Origin of the sequence: Pseudomonas sp. SK (assembly GCF_012975065.1) — a bacterium.
GTDB lineage: Bacteria > Pseudomonadota > Gammaproteobacteria > Pseudomonadales > Pseudomonadaceae > Aquipseudomonas > Aquipseudomonas anuradhapurensis.
Map to the genome: position 1 here is coordinate 2,382,287 of NZ_CP051857.1, position 18,233 is coordinate 2,400,519.

Below are 18,233 nucleotides of genomic sequence, written 5' to 3' on the forward strand. Positions count from 1 at the left end.
GAAATAAAAGCACCCTTAAATCCCAGTTTGAATGTGGCTTATTGAGGTCTGTGTATGTGTGATGCAATTGACATTGCAAGGAAGCTGTTGTTTGCGCTTTGTATGCTTATGCTTTTTCTGGCCATTATGTATATGGCCGTTTACGCGAAAAGGGAAAAAATTGATTTTAATACGGTGGGTGGGTTGCTTGAAGTGTATCGGCGCGCATTTGCACGTGAGCATAAAATGCTATTTTGGGTAGTGTTTATTGGTGTGTTTGGGAGTACGTTGATTTTGCTTTTGTCATTTGGGCTTTATTACTGGGGGCTCTCTGAGGGGTGTGTCTTCAAGCTGAGCGGTAGATGGTCAACCCTGTAAAATTTCGGTGTACTACAGGTGCTCTTGGACTGTTGAATTCGCCCGCGCGCCCCTGTGGTAAACCGAATAAATACCACGGGCCTTCGACGCCATTGCCTGGTACCGCTGTGACCATCTGGGCACGCCCCAGGAACTCACCGATGAGCAGGGGGACGTGGTCTGGAGTGCGCAGTACACGGCGTGGGGGGAGGTGCGCGAGGAGCGTACGGAACAAGCCAGATTGCAGGGGGTGAGCAATCCGATTCGCTTCCAGGGGCAGTATCAGGACCCGGAACGGCGCTGCACTACAACCGTTATCGTTATTACGAGCCGAAGATGGGGCGCTATGTGTCCAGGGACCCGATTGGGATGCAGGGTGGGATGAACGTTTACAGTTATGCCAGCAGCACACCTGCTATGCGGGCGGACCCGTTGGGCTTGTGGGATGCACCGTTTGCCAATATGCCGGGTGTGCATGTACCGGCGGGTTTTCAGATTTGAGAACAAGCGCCTGTCGATACTGATGTTGTCAACTACCTATGGGGGGGCGGTGTTGGTGGTGGGGATTGCCGCCGTTACGTTCTGGGGGCAGGCGCAAGGGTGTGACTTCCACATCAACAGGCTCGCGCGCTGATCGGTAGCAAGCCTGCACACGTGCCAGGGGATCGCTTCGCCTACGACGAGCGCGGCAACCTGGTCGAGACCGTCGACTCGTTGGGCAACAAGACTGAATTCGCCTACACCCCGGCCGGCTTGGTCAAGGCCATCAATGCCGCCAGCAAGCTGCAATAGTTCCACGATGCAGCACATCGATTCAGCTGCTCCAGCCATTCCTTCAATCAGGAAGTGTGGATACTGGCTGCATTTAGGTAGATCCGGTCTGCTGCGACAAGCCGATATTGTCCGTTTTCCGCCGAGACTGACCGGCAGCCATGGACAGAAAACGGTCACCCACGACTCGGCAGCTTTCAACCCAGAGTTGCCGTTCAGCATGGGTTACAAGCGTCTACTCAAATCGTCGTCTAGTCAGAAACAACCCGATGCCGACCAGCACAGCAAGGGCAGACATCAACCCCAGGTCAAAGCCCTGCAAATGGGTCCGGCTCAGCGCAACGCTACCAATCAGCCCAGCAATGATCATTGCAACGCCTAGCCACTTACGCAGCCGGTATGGTTTAAGGACTCGTTCAAATAGAAAAGCCAGCGCAACGAAGATGACTACCTGGATAGGTTCGGACATGTGCACCTCCTATCAAGCCCTGATGATCAGTGACTCAGCAGTACGCTGCGGGCCAATCCCACCATTCACCTGCGCCTGAATACTCACGATAACGTCGCCAGCATGGTAAGTGGGTAAAACGTCATTAACGTAAGAGCGCACCCCATCCCTACAGCAGTGCCGGCGGCGAGCCCTGCTAGTGGCCCGGCCAGATTGCCCACGGTACGGGCAGCCCCACCGAAGGCGGACAGAGCCAGGTTGGCAATGCTGGTGCGCTGGGTATTGAGAGTGTCTGCTTGTTGACGGGTCAGCGGTTGGGAAATGCCGACCATCATCACGCAGGGCAGGTTTTTTGCCTGCATCTTGTCGTATATTTCTACGACTTTGCTATTGACTTGAAAATGGGCGCGCTTTGCTTCGCCGAAATGCAGCTCGCGCAAGCGGCCGCGTTCACTGTCGGTAAGGGTGATCTGCGAGACGCTGAACACGATCCCGTGGTTGCCCATGTACTGAAATATTCCTTCAAATTTCATTCAACGCATCCTTTCGTAACAGACACTAATTTTGAACAACCGGGTATCCAGATGCAAATTCGCAGCCTCGCACGGTGCGCTCCCTCCCGCGCTTGCCGGTACTCATAACGTTTGCTCTGGCCAACGTGACGCCCCCACCCAGGGCCCGCTAACGGCGCAACGGTCGTGTGCTATGTTTCAGCCACACTTCATCATTTCCCGCCCCGAATCGTCCTGGTGCCCCAACTCATGCAGTTCGTAAAATATCACGCAGCTGGCAACGACTATCTCGTCTACCACGACGATACCCCATTCGATTTCTCGACCCCGGCTATCTCGGTGATATGCGATCGGCATAAAGGACTGGGCAGTGACGGCATCCTGGTGCCTGTCATCGCGCCAGGCAAAATGCTCTCGGTGCGTATTTTCAACACCGATGGCTCCGAGGCGGAGAAGAGCGGCAACGGCCTGCGAATCCTGTGTCGCTACCTTTGGGACCAGGGCATCGTTACAGACGAAGCGTTCGAACTGGCAACCAAAGGCGGCAAGGTTCATTGCCAGGTACTCGACCACGGAAGACGCATTTCCATCGCCATGGGCATGGCGGCATTCCCCGAGACCGAACGCCACGCAGTGGACGTCGATGGCATGCAATTGCAACTGAACCCCGTATCGATGGGCAACCCCCATTGCGTAGTGTTCGTCGAGCAACCCACCGAGACACTCGCACGCCGATTCGGGCCAATCATTGAGCACTTGGCACTTTTTCCAGACAGAACCAACGTCCAATTCGTCAACGTTGTGGATCGCCGAAACCTGACGGTGCAGATCTGGGAGCGTGGCGTGGGCTACACCCTGTCTTCGGGCACCAGCAGTTGTGCCGCTGCGGCAGTCTCACATCGGCTTGGGTTCGTTGATGGTCAGGTGACCGTGCACATGCCGGGGGGGCAAATCACCATCGAGCTCGATGATGCCTACAACGTCCTCATGCAGGGCCCGGTGTGCAAGATTGGGCGGTATTGGCTGGATCAAGAGTGTCTGTCACAGATCGGCTGAATGCGCTCATCGCAACCCCGCTGCGCAAATGTATGGGTGTGCCGCCAGCATGGCTGGTATGGTGCCTGCGCACGGTTCGCATCCTCTCGACACTGAACCCCGTCAAGGAAGACAAAAACAATGAAAACAGTCCTCGGCCTGCTGCTCTTCATTAGCCTGCAGCTACCGGCATTCGCTGGCTACAAGACCATCGGCTTCCATGCCTCGACATTATCGGACGAGCACAATGCCCGCCCGCTGGAGCTGGTCATCTGGTACCCGAGTACGACCACTGCCGCACCCCGGCTGGTCGCTGATACCGCAGTGTTCGTCGGTGACCTCGCCGTGCACGACGCACCTCCAGCTGCAGGCACATACCCGCTGGTGGTGCTTTCCCACGGCTTTCGCGGAAACTGGGGCAACCAGTCGTGGCTGGCCAGTGCACTGGCCCACCAAGGCTTCATCGTGGCGGCGGTCAACCACCCCGGCACCACCACCCGCGATCGCGGCCCTGCGGCCGCGGCACAGTTGTGGCAGCGCCCCATCGACCTGCGCCGGGCCATTGATGCGGTGATGGCCCGGGCGGGCCAGGTTGGACGGGTGGCGAAAGGGCAGGTCGCGGTGGTCGGCCATTCCCTGGGGGGCTGGACGGCGCTGGAAATCGCCGGCGCCCGGTTCGATGCCACGCGCTTCGCCCAGGACTGCGTCACCCATCCGCAGTTGTCCAGTTGCAGCGTTTACAAACAGATCAATCCCGACCGCGACCCGGTATCGCAGGCACGCCTGGGCGGCGATCTGCGCGACGACCGTGTCACCGCCATCGTTACCCTGGATCTTGGCCTGTCACGGGGCCTGAGCGATGAAAGCCTGGCGGCACTGCCGGTGCCGGCGCTGGTGATTGCGGCGGGTGCGCCTTCGGCAGACCTCCCGGCGCAGTTGGAGTCTGCCGACCTGGCCAAGCGCCTGCCTGCGGCGACCAGCCGTTATGTCGAGATCGCGGACACCAGCCACTTCAGCTTCCTGTCGCCGTGCAAACCAGGTGCGGTGGCGTTGCTTGAAGAGGACGCGGCTGGGGACGGCGTTATTTGCCAAGATGGTAATAGCGCCCGCACGCGGACGCAGATCCAGTTGCAGATTGCCTCACTGGTCAGTGGCTTCCTGCAGCAGCATTTCGCCATGGCTGATCGCTGAGGCCGTTGGACAGTTGACACCTGGCCGGCTCGATCACGGCGATAGCAGGGTCTTCATGAGCGATGCGCAGAGCCCCAGCAAACAGAAGATGCCGACACCGTAGCAGACCGTTCGCCAAGGCTGGATGCCCTTCAGGTAGGCCAGGGTGTGCAGTACTCTGGCGACGGTAAACACAATGCTCAGACTGGCCGTCACGGGTGCAGGGGCATTCAGGGCAATGGCCAGCCCACCGAGCGCGAAGAACGCCGGAATGTTTTCCAGGTCGTTCGCCCATGCCCGGCTGCCTCGGATGACTTGCGCCAGCTCCTGGCCCTGAGCTGCCCGCTTGAACACAGCGGCATCCTCTGCATTGGTGAATGCCTTGTGACGCAACCGGAACAAGCCCTGGTAGCAGGACACCGCAAACATCTTCAGGAACAGCACCACCACGCATGATGCATAGACCGTCAATGCACTGGTCATCCCTGGCGCCTCCGGTCAATGGTGGGATAGGGAAACAGCGAAAAAAGCGGCAAAGAAGCCAGCGCAAACAGGCGAACTGCCATGGTCCTGTCCTCGGTAGGGTTTGCTGGCACAGTACGGACAGGGTGCTTTACGCTCAATGACCTGTGAGGTCATGACACAGGACACAAGGATTAATCGGAGGTAAGGCATGGATCGCTTGCGGTACTACCAGAAGACCGTCACCCCAACTACGACGGCGGGTCAGCATGTGCGCAACCTGCGCCGTCAGGCGGGGCTCAGTCAGCTGGACCTTGCGCTCATGGCCGGCGTTTCCCAACGCCACCTCAGCTGTGTCGAAACTGGCCGCGCCAGAGCGAGCCCCGGTACCTTGCACGCCGTGCTTTCGGCCCTGGGGGCATCGCTGGAGTACTGCAACGAAGTGTTTCTCGCTGCTGGCTATGCCCCTCGCTACGCCGCAACGCCGCTCGAATCGCCCGCCCTGGATGTAGTTCACGCGGCCATCGAGCAGATCCTGCAGGCGAACAATCCGGTGCCTGCCATCGTCCTCGACAACAACTGGGACATCACAGCTGCCAATGTCAGCACCGGCCTGCTGTTGGCCATGGCCGGCATACCGCAGGATTCGGCGGCAGGCCTCAACTTGCTGGAGACGCTGCTCAGCCCCGGGGGGCTGGGTGACCGCTTGGCAAATGCGCAGGAGGTCCGTGCCGCTGCCTGGCACCGTGCGGCCCGGGAGTCGGCCTGCAATCCGGCCCTTGCCAAGCGCCTGAGCAGCCTTCCGCCCCCGGGTAATGCCATGCAGGCAACGGTTACCAGCCCGATGCTGCTGACGCGTGTGTGCACGGCAAATGGTGAGTTGAGTTTCGTCTCTACCTTCACCACCTTCGGCATGCCACTGGACATTACCGTGGAGTCACTGCGAATCGAACATTTGATACCCGCCGACCTGTCGACCCGGCAACGGATGGCGCAGGCGTTCGAGCAGTGGAACCTGGCACACGGCTATCGCTGATGGCCCTCAGCCGGGTTGCGCCGCCAGGCTGTTGCTGACATTACGCCCCAGCACCAGCACCGTGGCGAAGCCACAGCCGACCAGCGCCGTGGCCAGGCTCAACAGCACCGCGCTGCCCAGCTGGTCGACGATGCGCCCGCCGAAGAACGAGCCCAGCGCAATGATCACCTGGAACATGGCAACGAACAGCGGCATGCCACGTTCGACATCCTTCGGTGCGACCACGAACATCCAGATGCTGGCGCAGGCCGGGAACGCACCGAAGGCGAAGCCCCACAGCCCGATCAGCATCGCGGCACCGCTGAGGCCGGTGGCGAAGTGCGGGAACAGCGCGGTGCTGGTGCCGATCATCACCGCGACCAGCAGCAGGGTATGGCGCACGCTGCGGTTGGCCGCAAAACCGGCAAACAGATTGCCGATTACCCCGGCCACGCCATACAGCAACAGCAACGAGCCAATGGTCGGCCCATCGAAGCCGGAGCTTTGCTTGAAGAACGGCGCCACATAGGTGTACGCGGCAAAGTGCGCCAGGCCGATCAGCAGGACGGCGATCAGGCCGACGCGCGCCAGTGGGTTGATGAACAGGGCCGGCAGGTCGCTGATACGGATGGCCTTGTCCGGGTTGAGCCGGGGCAGCAACAGTACCTGCGCCAGCAGCACCGGGACACCCAGCAGCGCGGTGATCAGGAAGGTCATGCGCCAGCCCATCAGGCCACTCAGCCAGGTGCCTACCGGCACGCCCAGCACGGTGGCCAGGGTCACCCCGACCATGATGATCGAGGTGGCCTGGGCAACGCCCACGCCCTTGGGGGCCAGGCGCCCGCTGAGGGCGATGGCGGTCGCCCAGAAGCCACCGATACTGATGCCCAGCAGCACGCGCCCGAACAGCAGCAGGCTGAAGTCGCTGGCATAGGCCACCACGGCGTTGGCGATAATCATGATCAGTGTCAGGCCGATCAGCAGGTAGCGACGGTCCAGGGCGCCAATGCCCACCGACAGCAACGGCGCGGCAAGGGCGGCCATGATGCCGGGCAGGGTCACCATCAGGCCGGCGTGGCCGGCACTGATGCCGAGGTCGCTGGCCACGTCGTTGAGTACACCCACCGGCAGAAACTCGCTGGTCACCAGCGCGAAGGCGCCGACTGCGACCGAGAGAATCGCCAGCCACTGTTGTTTGACACTTTGTTGCGCATGTTCGGGCAGGCCACGAGGAGCCTGGCTGGAATTTTCCATGGTCTTGGATTCCGGAAGGGAGATGTCGCCTGAAGCAGGCGCTAGGAGCGGGGAAGAATCTGAAAGCGATTGTACGGGGCGGTTTTGCCAGGCCAACAGGCGCGTCGCTCGATAGTAATCATCAATGCGATCGATGCAACGCCTTGCGCGCAGCACCCGTTGTTGGCCTGGGGTATAAAGCGGCAGGCTACCGCCCGCCGAAATGGAGGACGGCTGTCCTCCACCTCACGGCAGGTTACGGCGCGACCAGTACATCACATTGGGACTCGTTCAGCACCTGCTGGGTGACGCTGCCGATCAACAGTTCTTCCAGTGCGCCTTGCCCCTGTTTACCAACCACGATCAGGTCGCATTCCAGCGCCTGTTCCTGTTCGGCAATGCGCCACGCCGGGTCCCCGTGCAGCACGATCTGCCGGGCTTCGGCCAGCCCGGCGAGTGCGCTCAAGGCCGCGAGTTGCTGCTGGGCATCCTGGCGGATGACATTGCGATAGTGCTTGAGGGTGTCGTGATCGATGCTGGTGAAGCGCATGCTGCTTTCGAAGGGGGCCTGGTACACATGCAGCAGAACGATCTCGGCCTGCGGCGCAATGGTTCTGGCCAGTTCGAGGCTGCGCAGCGACGCCGAGGAAAAATCCACCGGCACCAGCAAGGTGCGATAGGTATCGCGCGGTGCCTGCTTGACCACCAGCACGGGGCAGGGCATGCGGTCGAGCATTTTCTGTACCGTCGAGCCCAGCAGCAGGCGGCGTGCCAGGCTTTGGCCCTTCGCTCCGCATACCAGCAGGTCGCTGCGTTTGTCCTGCACCACGCGGGTGATCTCGGCGGTGACCGAGCCACTGGCGACTTCCACACCGGCGCCAATGTCGTAGCGCTGGAACAGCATCGCGGCCAATGCGCGAATTTTCTCGCCAGCGGTATCCAGCACGCGCTTCAACAGGCCGTCATCCGGTGCAGCCAGCTGCTTCAGGCGCTCGAAGGGAGCCGGGTTGGCAACGTACAGCAGGTCCAGTGGCGCCTGGTGCGCCTTGCTCAGGTATGCCGCGCGCTCTGCCGCGTTGCGGGCAGAGGGCGACAGGTCGGTGGCTACCAGTATGTGTTTCAGCGGGCTCATGTGGGGCTCCTTGTCCAAAGCCGTGCGTGCAGTCATCGTCGCGCGAACCCCGCTGGGCGGCTTGATTTACATCAAAGGAGTACGGCACAGGGCTTCAGCACTGCGCCTGGCAATTTTTTGCATGAGCCAGCTTGATGCTTTCACATAGCCATACTAATACTAAGGTGTTGCCGAAAGGGGATGATCATGCAGACGCGCTTCGTTGTGGTTCCCGCTGTGCCACTCAAGAAAGAGACCTATCCTCGCCGGCTTGGCTTTCCTGCCGCCCTGGGGGAGGGTTACGACCTCTACGACACGCAAGACAAGGTTCGCCTGAGCCTGAACCTGCCGACTCGCGCACAGGCTGAATTCGAATGTGAATGCCGCAACCGGTGTCCGGATGCCGATGCCACGCCTATCGCCGGCAATGGCCTGGGGGCCATGGGCTGAACCGCGCTGGATGCTGCTGGCAATCCCCGCTGCCACCGGGGCGCGCCAAGTGTTGACCCCGGCGGCACGGTGGCCGCCGCCCCTTGTCTCGATGTGCCTCAAGCGTGCTTGCGCAGCGCTTCCACCAACTGGGCCTTGGTCATGCTGGAGCGCCCCTTGATGTCTTTGCTGCGCGCTTCCTTCATCAGGCTTTGCTTGGTCTGGGTTTGCAGTGAGGCGCCCGAGCTGCGCGAATGGCCCTGACGTGACTTGGCGGCGCGTTTGGCCGAATCCGCGCGCGCGGTTTTCTTCTCGGCAGAAGAGGTCTTGCTGCCGGAGCCGTCTTTCTTCTCGCCACCTCCGGATTGTTTGTTGACCGTGGCCCAGGCACGGGCTTCGGCTTCATCCTTGGGCACGCCTTTGTGTTCGTAGCTTTCCTCTATATGTTCGGCCTTGCGCTTCTGCTTGTCGGTGTATTTGTCCTTGTCGCCGCGTGGCATGGTCTTCACTCCTGCTGTGGGCTTGCACGGTTGAACCCTGTGCAAGCGCAGAGTGCCGGGCAATGGACGAGCGGTGCCCTGGCCCGGCCGGCTTGGGTCAGGTGTCGCTGACCTGCGACAGCGGCCTGGCCACGTGCTCGAGCGGACGGCGCTCGGCTGCCACGCCCCACACCGCCTGGGTGAGCGCGGCGATGACCATCAGCGCCGCGCCGAGCAGGTAGCCATACAGCACGTTCAGGCGCTCACCCGATGCGATCAACGCGCCGAACAGGGTGGGCCCGATGAGGCCGCCGAGGCCTGTGCCAAAGGCATAGAACACGGCAATGGCCAGTGCACGGATCTCCAACGGGAAGGTTTCTGCCACCGTCAGGTAGGCTGAGCTGGCCGCAGCCGAGGCGAAGAAGAAAATCACCATCCAGGCAAGGGTCTGCTGCAGCACATCGAGCAGCTGTTGCTGGAACAGGTAACCGCTGGCCGCCAACAGCAGGCCGGACACCAGATAGGTCACGCTGATCATGATGCGTCGGCCTACCAGGTCGAACAGCCGGCCGAGCAGCAATGGCCCGCAGAAGTTGCCCAGGGCGAAGGGCAACACGTACCAGCCCACCTGTGCCGACGGCACGCCATAGAAGTCGGTGAGCACCAACGCGTAGGTGAAGAAGATCGCGTTATAGAAGAAGGCCTGGGCGGTGAGCAAGGTCAGGCCTACCAGCGCCCGGCGCCGATGCAGGATGAACAGGCTGTGGAAGACTTCGCGCAGCGGCGTATGGTCACGCCCGCGCAAGCGCAGTGCAGGCCCCTGCAACGGCGGTAGGGCAATGCCGCGTTGCCGGTAATGGCGTTCGATGCCGGCAACGATGCGTTCGGCTGCCTCCGGCTGGTTGTGAATCATCAGCCAGCGCGGGCTTTCCGGTATCCACAGGCGCATCAGCAGGATGACCAGGCCGAGCCCTGCGCCAATGCCAAAGCACAGGCGCCAGCCCAGCTCGCCACCTGCCACGGCCGGGTCGAGCAGCACCACCGCACCCACCGCGCCCAACGCCGCGCCGATCCAGAAGGTGCCGTTGATGGTCAGGTCGACCCAGCCGCGGTAACGCGCCGGGGTAAATTCCTGGATGGTCGAGTTGATCGCGGTGTACTCGCCGCCGATCCCGGCACCCGTGAGGAAACGGAACACCAGGAAGCTCCACAGGTTCCAGGAAAATGCCGTGGCCGCCGTGGCGCCGATGTACAGGCACAAGGTGATGAAGAACAGCCTGCGTCGCCCCAGGCGGTCGGTCAACCAACCGAACAACAACGCGCCAGACACTGCGCCGGCGACGTAGGCTGCGCCGGCCAGGCCGATGTCGGTGGTGCTCATGGCCAGGGCCGGGCTGTCCTTGAGGGCCCCTGACAGCGAACCAGCCAAGGTGACTTCAAGGCCATCGAGCAGCCAGGTGATACCCAGCGCCAGCACCAGCAGCGTATGAAAACGCGTCCAGGGCAGCCGGTCGAGGCGGGCGGGGATGTCGGTGCTATGCAGGCGCACCTGCGCCGAGCCAGCGTCGGAAGGTGTCGTCACGCCAGGTACCCAGTGCCTCAGCTTCCCGAACCTGCGCCACTGCCACCCGCGCCGCCCGAACCGCTGCTGCCGCTTCCGGCCCCGCTGCCACTGCCGGAACCGGTACCCGTGCCGCTACCGCTACCCGAACCCTCGGTGGTGCCATCGCCGCCGGTGCTGTCGGTGCCATTGTCATCCGTGCCGCCCGTGCCCGTACCCATGCCGTCCGCCGGGGTGCCCGAGCCGCTCGCTCCCCCTTGGCCGTTCATGTGGCCATTATCGTGGGGCTGGCTGCCCGGGGCGGGCTGGTCGATGATGTCGGTGGCGGCCAGCGCCAGGGGCGCGCCGGTGCCCAGGCACAGGGCGAGCAGCAGCGATCGAAGTGTTGTCGGTTGCATGGTGAATCTCCTTTTCCAGTGGGTTACCCACTGTTCGGCCGGTAACCGGTGCACGGGTGCCGCGCTGGCGACGGACGGGCGCCAGGGCCATTCGCATGGTCATGCAATCGACATGTCAGGCCGTTAACGTTGGGCCAGACGCTTTTGCATGCGTCGTCGCCTCCGAGAGCCGGGGTGCGCCGTGATGGCGCGGCCGGGCGGCTCTATCCCGCGGCATGCCATTCATCGGTCACAAAGCTGTAACATTGCTGCTGCAAAGTGTGCCGGCCATCACACGGAGCGCTTTTCGATGATACGCCTGATGAAGTCTGCTGCACTTGCCGTTGCCGTTTCTGTCTGCGCCACTTCGGCCGCCTTCGCTGCAGAGAACGTACGCCTGACCGGGTCTGGCGCCAGCTTCCCTGCACCGATCTACCTGACCTGGTTCAAGGCCTTCAGCAAGGAAACCGACGGCGTCACCGTTGATTACCAGTCCAAGGGGAGCGGGGCGGGTGTTCAGGATTTTCTGAACAAGACTGTCGATTTTGCCGCCAGCGACTCGGCCATGAAGGCTGAAGAGATCGCCAAGGTCGGCGAGGGTGTGCAGTTGCTGCCAATGACCGCCGGTGAAATCGTCCTGGCGTACAACCTGCCGGGCAACCCGAAAGGGCTGAAGCTGCCGCGCGACGTCTACTCGAACATCTTCCTCGGCAAGATCACCCAGTGGAACGACCCGCAGATCGTCGCGGCCAACCCCGACCTGAAGCTGCCAGCCACCCCGATTACCGTGGTCGTGCGTGCCGACTCCAGCGGTACCACGGCGGTCTTCACCAAGCACCTGTCGGCGATCAACGCTGACTTCAAGCAAGCGCTGGGCGAGGGCAACACCGTCAACTGGCCTGCCAGCGACAAGTTCATCAAGTCGCCGAAGAACGACGGGGTAACCGCCACCGTGCGCCAGACCCCAGGTGCCATCGGCTACATCGAATACGGCTTCGCCAAGCTGGCCAAGGTCGACTTCGCCCAGCTGCAGAACAAGGCCGGCCAATACGTGGTACCGAACGCCGAAAGCGGTGCCGAGGCGCTGGCTGCGGTGAACATGCCGGAAAACCTGGTGGCCTGGCTGCCTGACCCGGACGGTGCCAAGTCCTACCCGATCACCTCGTACACCTGGATGATCTTCCGCAAGGACAACGGCAACCCGGCCAAGGCCAAGGCCATGCGCGACATGGTCGAGTACAGCCTGACCGAAGGGCAGAAGATTGCCGATTCGATGGGCTACATCCCGCTGCCGCAATCGGTGGTCGACCAGGTTCGCAAAGCATCCGCCAACATCCAGTAATGCCCTCGGGCGCTCCCGGTGCGGTCCTGTGGCCATGCCGGGGGTGTTTGCCCCCTGTCCCGGAACTTGCCCATGAACTCACCTTTCGCCATCCCGGATAACCCCCACTCCGCATGCCAGCCGCCGTCTGCGAAAGACTTCCTGGTGGATCGCACCTTCCGTGCGCTGGCACGCATCGGTGTGGTACTGGTCCTGGCGCTGGTCTTCGCGCTGGTCTACGAAGTGGGCCGCAAGGCCCTGCCAGGTATCGAGAAGCACGGTTTCGATGTGTTGTTCGGCAGCGTCTGGGACGTCAACCAAGGCAAGTACGGCATTCTGCCGGCAATCTGGGGCACGCTGTACAGCGCCCTGATCGCCCTGTTGATCGCCGGTTTCTTCGGCATCAGCATGGCCATTTTCCTCACCCAGGACTTCCTGCCGGCCAAGCTGGCGGCAGTCTTTCGCACCATTGTCGAGTTGCTCGCTGCCATCCCCAGCGTCGTCTACGGCCTGTGGGGCATCTACGTGGTGATCCCGGCCATCCGCCCGCTGACCGCCTGGCTGAACAGCGAACTGGGCTGGATTCCGTTTTTTGGCACGTCCCTGAGCGGGCCCGGGCTCCTGCCTGCCGCGCTGGTGCTGGCCATCATGATTCTGCCGACCATCGCCGCCGTTTCGCAGGATGCGCTGACCAGCGTGCCGATGAAAACCAAGCAGGCGGCCTACGGCCTGGGCGCCACCCACTGGGAGGCGATCCTCAAGGTCATGGTGCCGTCCGCGGCCACCGGCATCTTCGGTTCGCTGGTGCTCGGCCTCGGCCGGGCGCTGGGCGAAACCATGGCCCTGGCGATGCTGGTGGGCAATGCCAATACCATTTCCGTGTCCTTGTTCGCCCCGGCCAACACCCTGGCCGCGCTGCTGGCCCTGAACTTCCCGGAGGCCGGCCCGAACGAGGTCGAGGTACTGATGTACGCCGCGCTGGTACTGATGTTCATCACCCTGCTGGTGAACGTACTCGGCTCGATGATCATGCTCTACGCGCAGCGGGGTAACAAATGATGACCGACCTGACTTCCCCGACCAAGGCTCTGCCCAGCCTGCAGCGCAAGCTGGAAGGCCGTTCCCTGCGCAGCCTGGTGCTGACCACGCTGGCCTGGTGCGCGGCGCTGGTGGCCAGTGTGCCGCTGGTTTCGGTGCTGTACATGCTGATCACCCGCGGTGGTGCACGCCTCAACCTGGAGGTGTTCACCGAGCTGCCGCCCACCGGCTTCGAGATGGGCGGGGGCTTCGGCAACGCCATGGTCGGCACCTTCGTCATGGTCGGTATTGCTGCGGCCATCGCCGTGCCGGTCGGTATTCTGGCCGCGGTGTTCCTGGCTGAACTCGGCCCGGACAGCAAGCTGGCCAATGCTGCGCGCTTCGCCGCCAGGATGCTCACCGGCCTGCCATCGATCCTGGCCGGGGTGTTCGCCTACGCCCTGGTGGTGATGACCACCGGCACCTACTCGGCGCCGGCAGGCGGCGTGGCCCTGGCGGTACTGATGCTGCCCATCGTCGTGCTGACTGCGGAAGAGTCGATGAAGATGGTGCCCAAGATCATGAAGGATGCCGCCTATGGCATGGGCTGCACCCGGGCCCAGGTGATCTGGAAAATCGTCCTGCCCACCGGCCTGCCGGCCATTCTCACCGGCGTCATGCTGGCCGTGGCGCGTGCCGCTGGCGAAACGGCGCCGCTGTTGTTCACCGCGTTGTTCAGCAACTACTGGATCCTGCATGACGGCGACCTGGCCGTGATGAACCCGACAGCCTCGCTGGCCGTGCTGATCTACAACTTCTCCGGCATGCCATTCGACAACCAGCTCGAGCTCGCCTGGGCGGCCTCGCTGGTACTGGTGATGATCGTGCTGGTAATCAACATTCTGAGCCGAGTTTTCGGCAAGCCCAAGTACTGAGAAAGGGAGCATTCGACCTTGAACGTATCCACTGCGCAAAAAGCCGCTCCCGTGGTCAGCGAAGCCCCCATCGTCATGGATTGCAAGCTGGACAAGATCTTCTACGGCAATTTCATGGCCGTGCGCGACAGCCACGTACCGATCCGCAAGAACCAGATCACCGGCTTCATCGGCCCGTCCGGCTGCGGCAAGAGTACCGTGCTGCGCAGCCTCAACCGCATGAACGACCTGGTCAAGGGCTTCCGCTTCGAAGGCCACGTGCACTTCCTCGGCCAGGATGTCTATGGCAAGGGGGTCGACCCGGTCGTGGTGCGCCGTTACATCGGCATGGTGTTCCAGCAGCCCAACCCGTTCTCGATGAGCATCTTCGACAACGTCGCCTTCGGCCTGCGCCTGAACCGCTACAAGGGCGACATCGGCGACCGCGTCAAGCATGCCCTGCAGGGCGCTGCGTTGTGGGACGAAGTCAAGGACAAGCTCAAGGTCAGCGGCCTGTCGCTGTCCGGCGGCCAGCAGCAGCGCCTGTGCATCGCCCGCGCCATCGCCACCGAGCCGGAAGTGCTGCTGCTGGACGAGCCGTGTTCGGCGCTCGACCCCATCGCCACCCGCCGGGTGGAAGAACTGATGGTGGAACTAAAGAAGGACTACACCATCGCGCTGGTCACCCACAACATGCAGCAGGCGATCCGTGTGGCTGATGAAACCGCGTTCTTTTCGGTGGACATTTCCCAGGGCACCCGCACCGGCTACCTGGTTGAAATGGGCCCGACCACGCAGATCTTCCAGAACCCGCGCGAGCAACTGACCGCCGACTACATCAGCGGCAAGTTCAGTTGAGCCCTGGTCGCGTCGTCTTCCGTTGAAGTGTTACCCGGGGTTTCCAATGCCAGCGAAGCGTCGTCTTGATCTGTCAGCGGTAGAGCGCGCACTGCGTGAGGTGCAGGCCCGTTTTGCCGAACTCAGCGAGCGATTCACCGAACCGCGCGACCCGTTCACCGACGAGGTGCTGCTGAATGTGGTCGAGGGCTATGCCCTGATTGATGACTATGTCGCACGTGGCATCGACCTTTTCGACCTGCAGCAGTTGAACCTGATGCTGGAGATCAATGCCACCGTGCTGTGCGGCAGCGATCCGGCCCGCCGCCTGGAGTTCGCCGCGCATCTTGCCGCGACCGAGGCGCGCTTCTTCAACAACGTCGAAGGCGGCATCAAGGATTTGTACAACTGGTACTGGGCATACCGCAGTGACTCGATCTGGAAGCGGGCCGCCGGTGTCTACGTGCGCATCCTCAGCAAGCCGCAGCTGTTCATCGAAGGCAACAACCGCACCGGGTCGCTGATCGTCAGCTACCTGCTGATGCGCGCCGGGCTGCCGCCCTTCGTGCTGTCGCTGGACAACGCCGAGGGCTACTTCAACCCATCCTCGGTCATCCGCAATTCCGCCAAACACGGTGTCAAGGCCTTGTACGAACTACCCAAGATCAAGAAGAAATACGCCGCCTTCCTCGAAGCGAAGGCGCCTGAACCGGGCCAGTTCTTCCTGGGCGGCATGCCTGTGCCTGCCTGCGAGAGGTGCCACTGATGCACGGGTCTTCACTGCTGCAGCGTGGCTGGCAGGCCGTCGAGCGCCGATTCAACCGGCCAAAGGTGCGCATTTCGTTCGACATCGACGACACGCTCGCCTGCCAGGCTGACCACGCCGCCGCCGAACACAGCAAGCTGCCGGCCTTTGTCCACCGCTGGTTGGGCGAACCCCTGCGCAGTGGCACGCGCGCGCTGATCCGCGACCTGCGCCGCCAGGGCTGCAGCATCTGGATCTACACCTCGTCGGGGCGCACACCGTCGTACATTCGCCGTTGGCTGATGCTCTACGGCATCCGCGTCGACGGCGTGGTCAACAGTGACCGCCACCAGCATGCCCTGGCCAGGAACGGGCTGGGCCATGCACCTTCGAAGCTGCCGTCGGCTTTCGACATCGATCTGCATGTGGATGATTCCGAGGGGGTGCGGCTGGAAGGTGTCGACCACGGTTTCCGTGTGCTGGTGGTGTGCCCGCAGGATGAACAGTGGGCGCAGAAGGTCAAGGACGCGGCTGTCGATGTACAGGCCCAGCTGGCCTGGCAGCAACCGCACCGCTATGAGATGCCGGTGCGGCTGCGCCCGCAAGCGCTGGCTTCGCGAAACGACGCGATTGCGCTCGGATTGTGAGGTGGGCGACGCGGTGGTTGGCACCGGCCGTGTCGGTGATCGCGGCTGAAGCCGCTCCTACAGGTACGGCGTCAGGTCGAAGCCGTGTGTGAACTGCGCACCCTCAGTGCGTAGGAGCGGATTTATCCGCGAAGCAGGCGACGCGGTGGTTGGCACCGGCGGTGCCGGTGATCGCGGCTGAAGCCGCCTACAGGTACGGCGTCAGGTCGAAGGCGGGCTTTTTGTAGTGGTACCTGCCTGCCATTAATGCCTAAACCCTAAGTCTCGCCTCCCGGCCCAACCCGGTAGCGGGCCCGAATGGTCGCACCCCACACGCCGGCCCAAAGCACCCGCCAGCCCGCTCCAAAGCAGCGTTTCTGGCCCTTTGCCCGCTTCTGATAATCGCCTCCGACATCCCGTCCCCGTTTCGGAGCGCGCCATGTACAACAATAAGAATCTGTCCCCCCGTTTGCTGGCGGCTGTCACCGTCAGCCTGTCGAGCCTTTGCCTGAGCAGTGTCGCCGAGGCCGAGATCATGCTGTACGACAAGGACCAGACGACGTTTTCCACCGACGGCTATATCAACGCCTTCTACGTCAACAGCGATGTCGATCGCGAGGGTGAGCAGTACGACCGCCGCCAGTCGCGGGTGAAGATGGGCTTCCTGCCCAACTACCTGGGCTTCAACATGGGCAAGCAGGTGGATGACCTCAAGCTCGGCGCGCGCGCCTCGTTCTGGGTGACCATCAACGACAGCGAAACCAACGGCACCGACACCGCCATCGACGTGCGCCAGTTCTACGGCACCGTGGCCAACCCGGAATGGGGCGAGGTGCTGATCGGCAAGGATTTCGGCCTGTTCGCCCGCTCCAACATCCTGCTCGACGAACTGCTGGCCGGTTATGGCCAGGTCAGCGATACCCTGGGCCTGGTGGACGGCGGCGGGGTATCGTTCGGCAACATCGGCAGCGGCTACCCATACCCGTTCCCCACCTCGCAGATCACCTACCGCACCCCGGTGATGGACGGCCTGCGAGTGGCAGTCGGCATCATGGACCCGGTGGACACCAACGACAGCAGCCCGACCGGCAAGGCCTACCAGGAAAACCCGCGCACCGAAAGCGAGATCACCTACCAGTTCGACCTGGGCGGGGCGCAGATCTACAGCTGGCTCAACGGCAGCTACCAGACCTCCGACAACACCGACCCGGCGGTGCAGTCGGTCACCTCCAAAGGTGTCGGCTATGGCGTGCAGGCGAAGATGGGCGGGCTGTCGCTGACCGGTTCGGGGTTCCAGGCCAAGGGCATCAACCCGTTCTTCACCAACAACGCTGGCGAACCGACCCTGCGCAATGTCGACAGTGACGGCTACCTGCTGCAGGGCTCGTACAAGTTCGGCAAGAACCGCGTGGCGCTGTCCTATGGCAAGACCAAGGACGATGGCAACGGCGCGGTCGACAGTGGTGCGGATTATGAAACCCGTGGCATCGCGCTGTTCCACGACATCAATGACAACCTCAAGCTGGTTGCCGAATACAACCAGTTTTCCATCGATGGGCATGAAACCAGTGCGCAGGACGAAGACACCGATACCTTCGCAGTGGGGGCGGTGTTGACCTGGTAATGGCCCAGTCTCCAGCTGCGGTGTGCGCATCGCACCGTGGCCGGGGGCTGCTGCGCAGCCCATCGCGGCAAGCCAGCTCGCAGCTACTGCACAGGACTTGCGGCCGATGCAGTCGGTGCGGGAGCCGGCTTGCCGGCGATGGGCGGCAAGGCGGCCCCGACTGACGGGGCGTTTTACATCCATGGAACTGCCCACCCGCTACCCAAGTAG

21 protein-coding genes and 2 pseudogenes are annotated in these 18,233 nt (G+C 62.5%); 15 read left to right on the top strand and 8 right to left on the bottom strand.

Going from position 1 to position 18,233, the window contains the following annotated elements:
- Window positions 1–54 precede the first annotated feature (54 nt).
- The 4 genes and pseudogenes from HG549_RS10970 to HG549_RS10985 form a co-directional block, all read left to right on the top strand.
- Window positions 55–357 carry a hypothetical protein gene (locus HG549_RS10970; RefSeq protein ID WP_170029514.1) on the top strand — a complete coding sequence of 101 codons (303 nt, stop codon included), beginning with the start codon at window positions 55–57 and terminating at the stop codon, window positions 355–357.
- A 115-nt stretch (window positions 358–472) separates the two neighbouring features.
- Window positions 473–721 (top strand): RHS domain-containing protein, encoded by a 249-nt coding sequence (locus HG549_RS26275; protein WP_372241571.1) that lies wholly within the window; start codon window positions 473–475, stop codon window positions 719–721.
- On the top strand, window positions 637–837 hold the full coding sequence (locus tag HG549_RS26280; protein ID WP_372241572.1) for an RHS repeat-associated core domain-containing protein: 201 nt from the start codon (window positions 637–639) through the stop codon (window positions 835–837). Before HG549_RS26275 ends, HG549_RS26280 begins: the two co-directional genes overlap by 85 nt.
- Before the next feature lie 174 nt (window positions 838–1,011).
- A pseudogene (locus HG549_RS10985) lies at window positions 1,012–1,113 on the top strand (RHS repeat domain-containing protein); the annotation flags it as partial.
- Between the two features lie 229 nt (window positions 1,114–1,342).
- Here HG549_RS10985 and HG549_RS10990 read toward each other — a convergent pair.
- Complete coding sequence (locus HG549_RS10990; RefSeq protein ID WP_170029516.1) at window positions 1,343–1,576, bottom strand: hypothetical protein; 234 nt, start codon at window positions 1,574–1,576, stop codon at window positions 1,343–1,345.
- A 12-nt stretch (window positions 1,577–1,588) separates the two neighbouring features.
- Window positions 1,589–2,088, bottom strand: a pseudogene (locus HG549_RS10995) (hypothetical protein).
- A gap of 228 nt (window positions 2,089–2,316) precedes the next feature.
- On the opposite strand from HG549_RS10995, the gene dapF reads away from it, so the two are divergent.
- Complete coding sequence (gene dapF, locus HG549_RS11000) at window positions 2,317–3,123, top strand: diaminopimelate epimerase (protein WP_170029517.1); 807 nt, start codon at window positions 2,317–2,319, stop codon at window positions 3,121–3,123.
- A 120-nt stretch (window positions 3,124–3,243) separates the two neighbouring features.
- Window positions 3,244–4,293, top strand: a complete 1,050-nt coding sequence (locus HG549_RS11005; protein WP_170029518.1) for an alpha/beta fold hydrolase — start codon at window positions 3,244–3,246, stop codon at window positions 4,291–4,293.
- A gap of 33 nt (window positions 4,294–4,326) precedes the next feature.
- Here HG549_RS11005 and HG549_RS11010 read toward each other — a convergent pair whose 3' ends face one another.
- Window positions 4,327–4,755 carry an MAPEG family protein gene (locus HG549_RS11010; RefSeq protein ID WP_170029519.1) on the bottom strand — a complete coding sequence of 143 codons (429 nt, stop codon included), beginning with the start codon at window positions 4,753–4,755 and terminating at the stop codon, window positions 4,327–4,329.
- 190 nt (window positions 4,756–4,945) lie between these two features.
- On the opposite strand from HG549_RS11010, the gene HG549_RS11015 reads away from it, so the two are divergent.
- On the top strand, window positions 4,946–5,770 hold the full coding sequence (locus HG549_RS11015; protein WP_170029520.1) for a helix-turn-helix domain-containing protein: 825 nt from the start codon (window positions 4,946–4,948) through the stop codon (window positions 5,768–5,770).
- A gap of 6 nt (window positions 5,771–5,776) precedes the next feature.
- Here HG549_RS11015 and HG549_RS11020 read toward each other — a convergent pair whose 3' ends face one another.
- Entirely contained in the window at window positions 5,777–7,003 is a 1,227-nt protein-coding gene (locus tag HG549_RS11020) for an MFS transporter (RefSeq protein WP_170029521.1), read from the bottom strand.
- A gap of 235 nt (window positions 7,004–7,238) precedes the next feature.
- On the bottom strand, window positions 7,239–8,114 hold the full coding sequence (locus HG549_RS11025) for a universal stress protein (RefSeq protein WP_170029522.1): 876 nt from the start codon (window positions 8,112–8,114) through the stop codon (window positions 7,239–7,241).
- Window positions 8,115–8,294: 180 nt separating this feature from the next.
- Between HG549_RS11025 and HG549_RS11030 the strand changes: the two genes are divergently transcribed.
- The gene (locus tag HG549_RS11030; RefSeq protein WP_170029523.1) at window positions 8,295–8,543 is read left to right on the top strand and encodes a hypothetical protein; all 249 of its coding nucleotides are present in this window, start codon (window positions 8,295–8,297) and stop codon (window positions 8,541–8,543) included.
- Between the two features lie 98 nt (window positions 8,544–8,641).
- Here the strand turns inward: HG549_RS11030 and HG549_RS11035 are convergent, their stop codons facing one another.
- From HG549_RS11035 to HG549_RS11045, 3 genes are all read right to left on the bottom strand, one after another.
- A complete protein-coding gene (locus tag HG549_RS11035; protein WP_170029524.1) occupies window positions 8,642–9,022 on the bottom strand; it encodes a termination factor Rho in 381 nt (126 codons plus the stop codon).
- A 97-nt stretch (window positions 9,023–9,119) separates the two neighbouring features.
- Window positions 9,120–10,583, bottom strand: a complete 1,464-nt coding sequence (locus HG549_RS11040) for an MFS transporter (protein WP_170029525.1) — start codon at window positions 10,581–10,583, stop codon at window positions 9,120–9,122.
- 17 nt (window positions 10,584–10,600) lie between these two features.
- Window positions 10,601–10,960 (bottom strand): hypothetical protein, encoded by a 360-nt coding sequence (locus tag HG549_RS11045; RefSeq protein WP_170029526.1) that lies wholly within the window; start codon window positions 10,958–10,960, stop codon window positions 10,601–10,603.
- Between the two features lie 289 nt (window positions 10,961–11,249).
- On the opposite strand from HG549_RS11045, the gene pstS reads away from it, so the two are divergent.
- From pstS to HG549_RS11080, 7 genes are all read left to right on the top strand, one after another.
- On the top strand, window positions 11,250–12,281 hold the full coding sequence (pstS, locus tag HG549_RS11050; protein WP_170029527.1) for a phosphate ABC transporter substrate-binding protein PstS: 1,032 nt from the start codon (window positions 11,250–11,252) through the stop codon (window positions 12,279–12,281).
- Window positions 12,282–12,353: 72 nt separating this feature from the next.
- A complete protein-coding gene (gene pstC / locus HG549_RS11055) occupies window positions 12,354–13,319 on the top strand; it encodes a phosphate ABC transporter permease subunit PstC (protein WP_170029528.1) in 966 nt (321 codons plus the stop codon).
- Window positions 13,319–14,212: a phosphate ABC transporter permease PstA gene (gene pstA, locus HG549_RS11060; RefSeq protein ID WP_170029529.1), complete on the top strand. Its 894-nt coding sequence runs from the start codon at window positions 13,319–13,321 to the stop codon at window positions 14,210–14,212. Before pstC ends, pstA begins: the two co-directional genes overlap by 1 nt.
- 75 nt (window positions 14,213–14,287) lie before the next feature.
- Window positions 14,288–15,049 carry a phosphate ABC transporter ATP-binding protein PstB gene (gene pstB, locus HG549_RS11065; RefSeq protein ID WP_217858976.1) on the top strand — a complete coding sequence of 254 codons (762 nt, stop codon included), beginning with the start codon at window positions 14,288–14,290 and terminating at the stop codon, window positions 15,047–15,049.
- 46 nt (window positions 15,050–15,095) lie between these two features.
- Window positions 15,096–15,794, top strand: a complete 699-nt coding sequence (locus HG549_RS11070) for a hypothetical protein (protein WP_170029531.1) — start codon at window positions 15,096–15,098, stop codon at window positions 15,792–15,794.
- Window positions 15,794–16,420, top strand: coding sequence for a hypothetical protein (locus HG549_RS11075; RefSeq protein WP_170029532.1), 627 nt, complete (start codon window positions 15,794–15,796; stop codon window positions 16,418–16,420). Before HG549_RS11070 ends, HG549_RS11075 begins: the two co-directional genes overlap by 1 nt.
- A 418-nt stretch (window positions 16,421–16,838) precedes the next feature.
- Complete coding sequence (locus HG549_RS11080; protein ID WP_170029533.1) at window positions 16,839–18,023, top strand: porin; 1,185 nt, start codon at window positions 16,839–16,841, stop codon at window positions 18,021–18,023.
- Window positions 18,024–18,233 lie beyond the last annotated feature (210 nt).

Excerpts from the sequence above, each read along its gene's own strand:
- HG549_RS11070 (WP_170029531.1), top strand. The coding sequence starts at position 15,096 with ATGCCAGCGAAGCGTCGTCTTGATCTGTCAGCGGTAGAGCGCGCACTG.
- HG549_RS11020 (WP_170029521.1), bottom strand. The coding sequence starts at position 7,003 with ATGGAAAATTCCAGCCAGGCTCCTCGTGGCCTGCCCGAACATGCGCAA.
- HG549_RS11010 (WP_170029519.1), bottom strand. The coding sequence starts at position 4,755 with ATGACCAGTGCATTGACGGTCTATGCATCATGCGTGGTGGTGCTGTTC.
- HG549_RS11015 (WP_170029520.1), top strand. The coding sequence starts at position 4,946 with ATGGATCGCTTGCGGTACTACCAGAAGACCGTCACCCCAACTACGACG.
- HG549_RS11005 (WP_170029518.1), top strand. The coding sequence starts at position 3,244 with ATGAAAACAGTCCTCGGCCTGCTGCTCTTCATTAGCCTGCAGCTACCG.
- dapF (WP_170029517.1), top strand. The coding sequence starts at position 2,317 with ATGCAGTTCGTAAAATATCACGCAGCTGGCAACGACTATCTCGTCTAC.
- HG549_RS11075 (WP_170029532.1), top strand. The coding sequence starts at position 15,794 with ATGCACGGGTCTTCACTGCTGCAGCGTGGCTGGCAGGCCGTCGAGCGC.
- HG549_RS11080 (WP_170029533.1), top strand. The coding sequence starts at position 16,839 with ATGTACAACAATAAGAATCTGTCCCCCCGTTTGCTGGCGGCTGTCACC.
- pstA (WP_170029529.1), top strand. The coding sequence starts at position 13,319 with ATGACCGACCTGACTTCCCCGACCAAGGCTCTGCCCAGCCTGCAGCGC.
- pstB (WP_217858976.1), top strand. The coding sequence starts at position 14,288 with ATGGATTGCAAGCTGGACAAGATCTTCTACGGCAATTTCATGGCCGTG.
- HG549_RS11025 (WP_170029522.1), bottom strand. The coding sequence starts at position 8,114 with ATGAGCCCGCTGAAACACATACTGGTAGCCACCGACCTGTCGCCCTCT.
- HG549_RS11030 (WP_170029523.1), top strand. The coding sequence starts at position 8,295 with ATGATCATGCAGACGCGCTTCGTTGTGGTTCCCGCTGTGCCACTCAAG.
- HG549_RS10990 (WP_170029516.1), bottom strand. The coding sequence starts at position 1,576 with ATGTCCGAACCTATCCAGGTAGTCATCTTCGTTGCGCTGGCTTTTCTA.
- HG549_RS11035 (WP_170029524.1), bottom strand. The coding sequence starts at position 9,022 with ATGCCACGCGGCGACAAGGACAAATACACCGACAAGCAGAAGCGCAAG.
- pstC (WP_170029528.1), top strand. The coding sequence starts at position 12,354 with ATGAACTCACCTTTCGCCATCCCGGATAACCCCCACTCCGCATGCCAG.
- pstS (WP_170029527.1), top strand. The coding sequence starts at position 11,250 with ATGATACGCCTGATGAAGTCTGCTGCACTTGCCGTTGCCGTTTCTGTC.
- HG549_RS10970 (WP_170029514.1), top strand. The coding sequence starts at position 55 with ATGTGTGATGCAATTGACATTGCAAGGAAGCTGTTGTTTGCGCTTTGT.
- HG549_RS11045 (WP_170029526.1), bottom strand. The coding sequence starts at position 10,960 with ATGCAACCGACAACACTTCGATCGCTGCTGCTCGCCCTGTGCCTGGGC.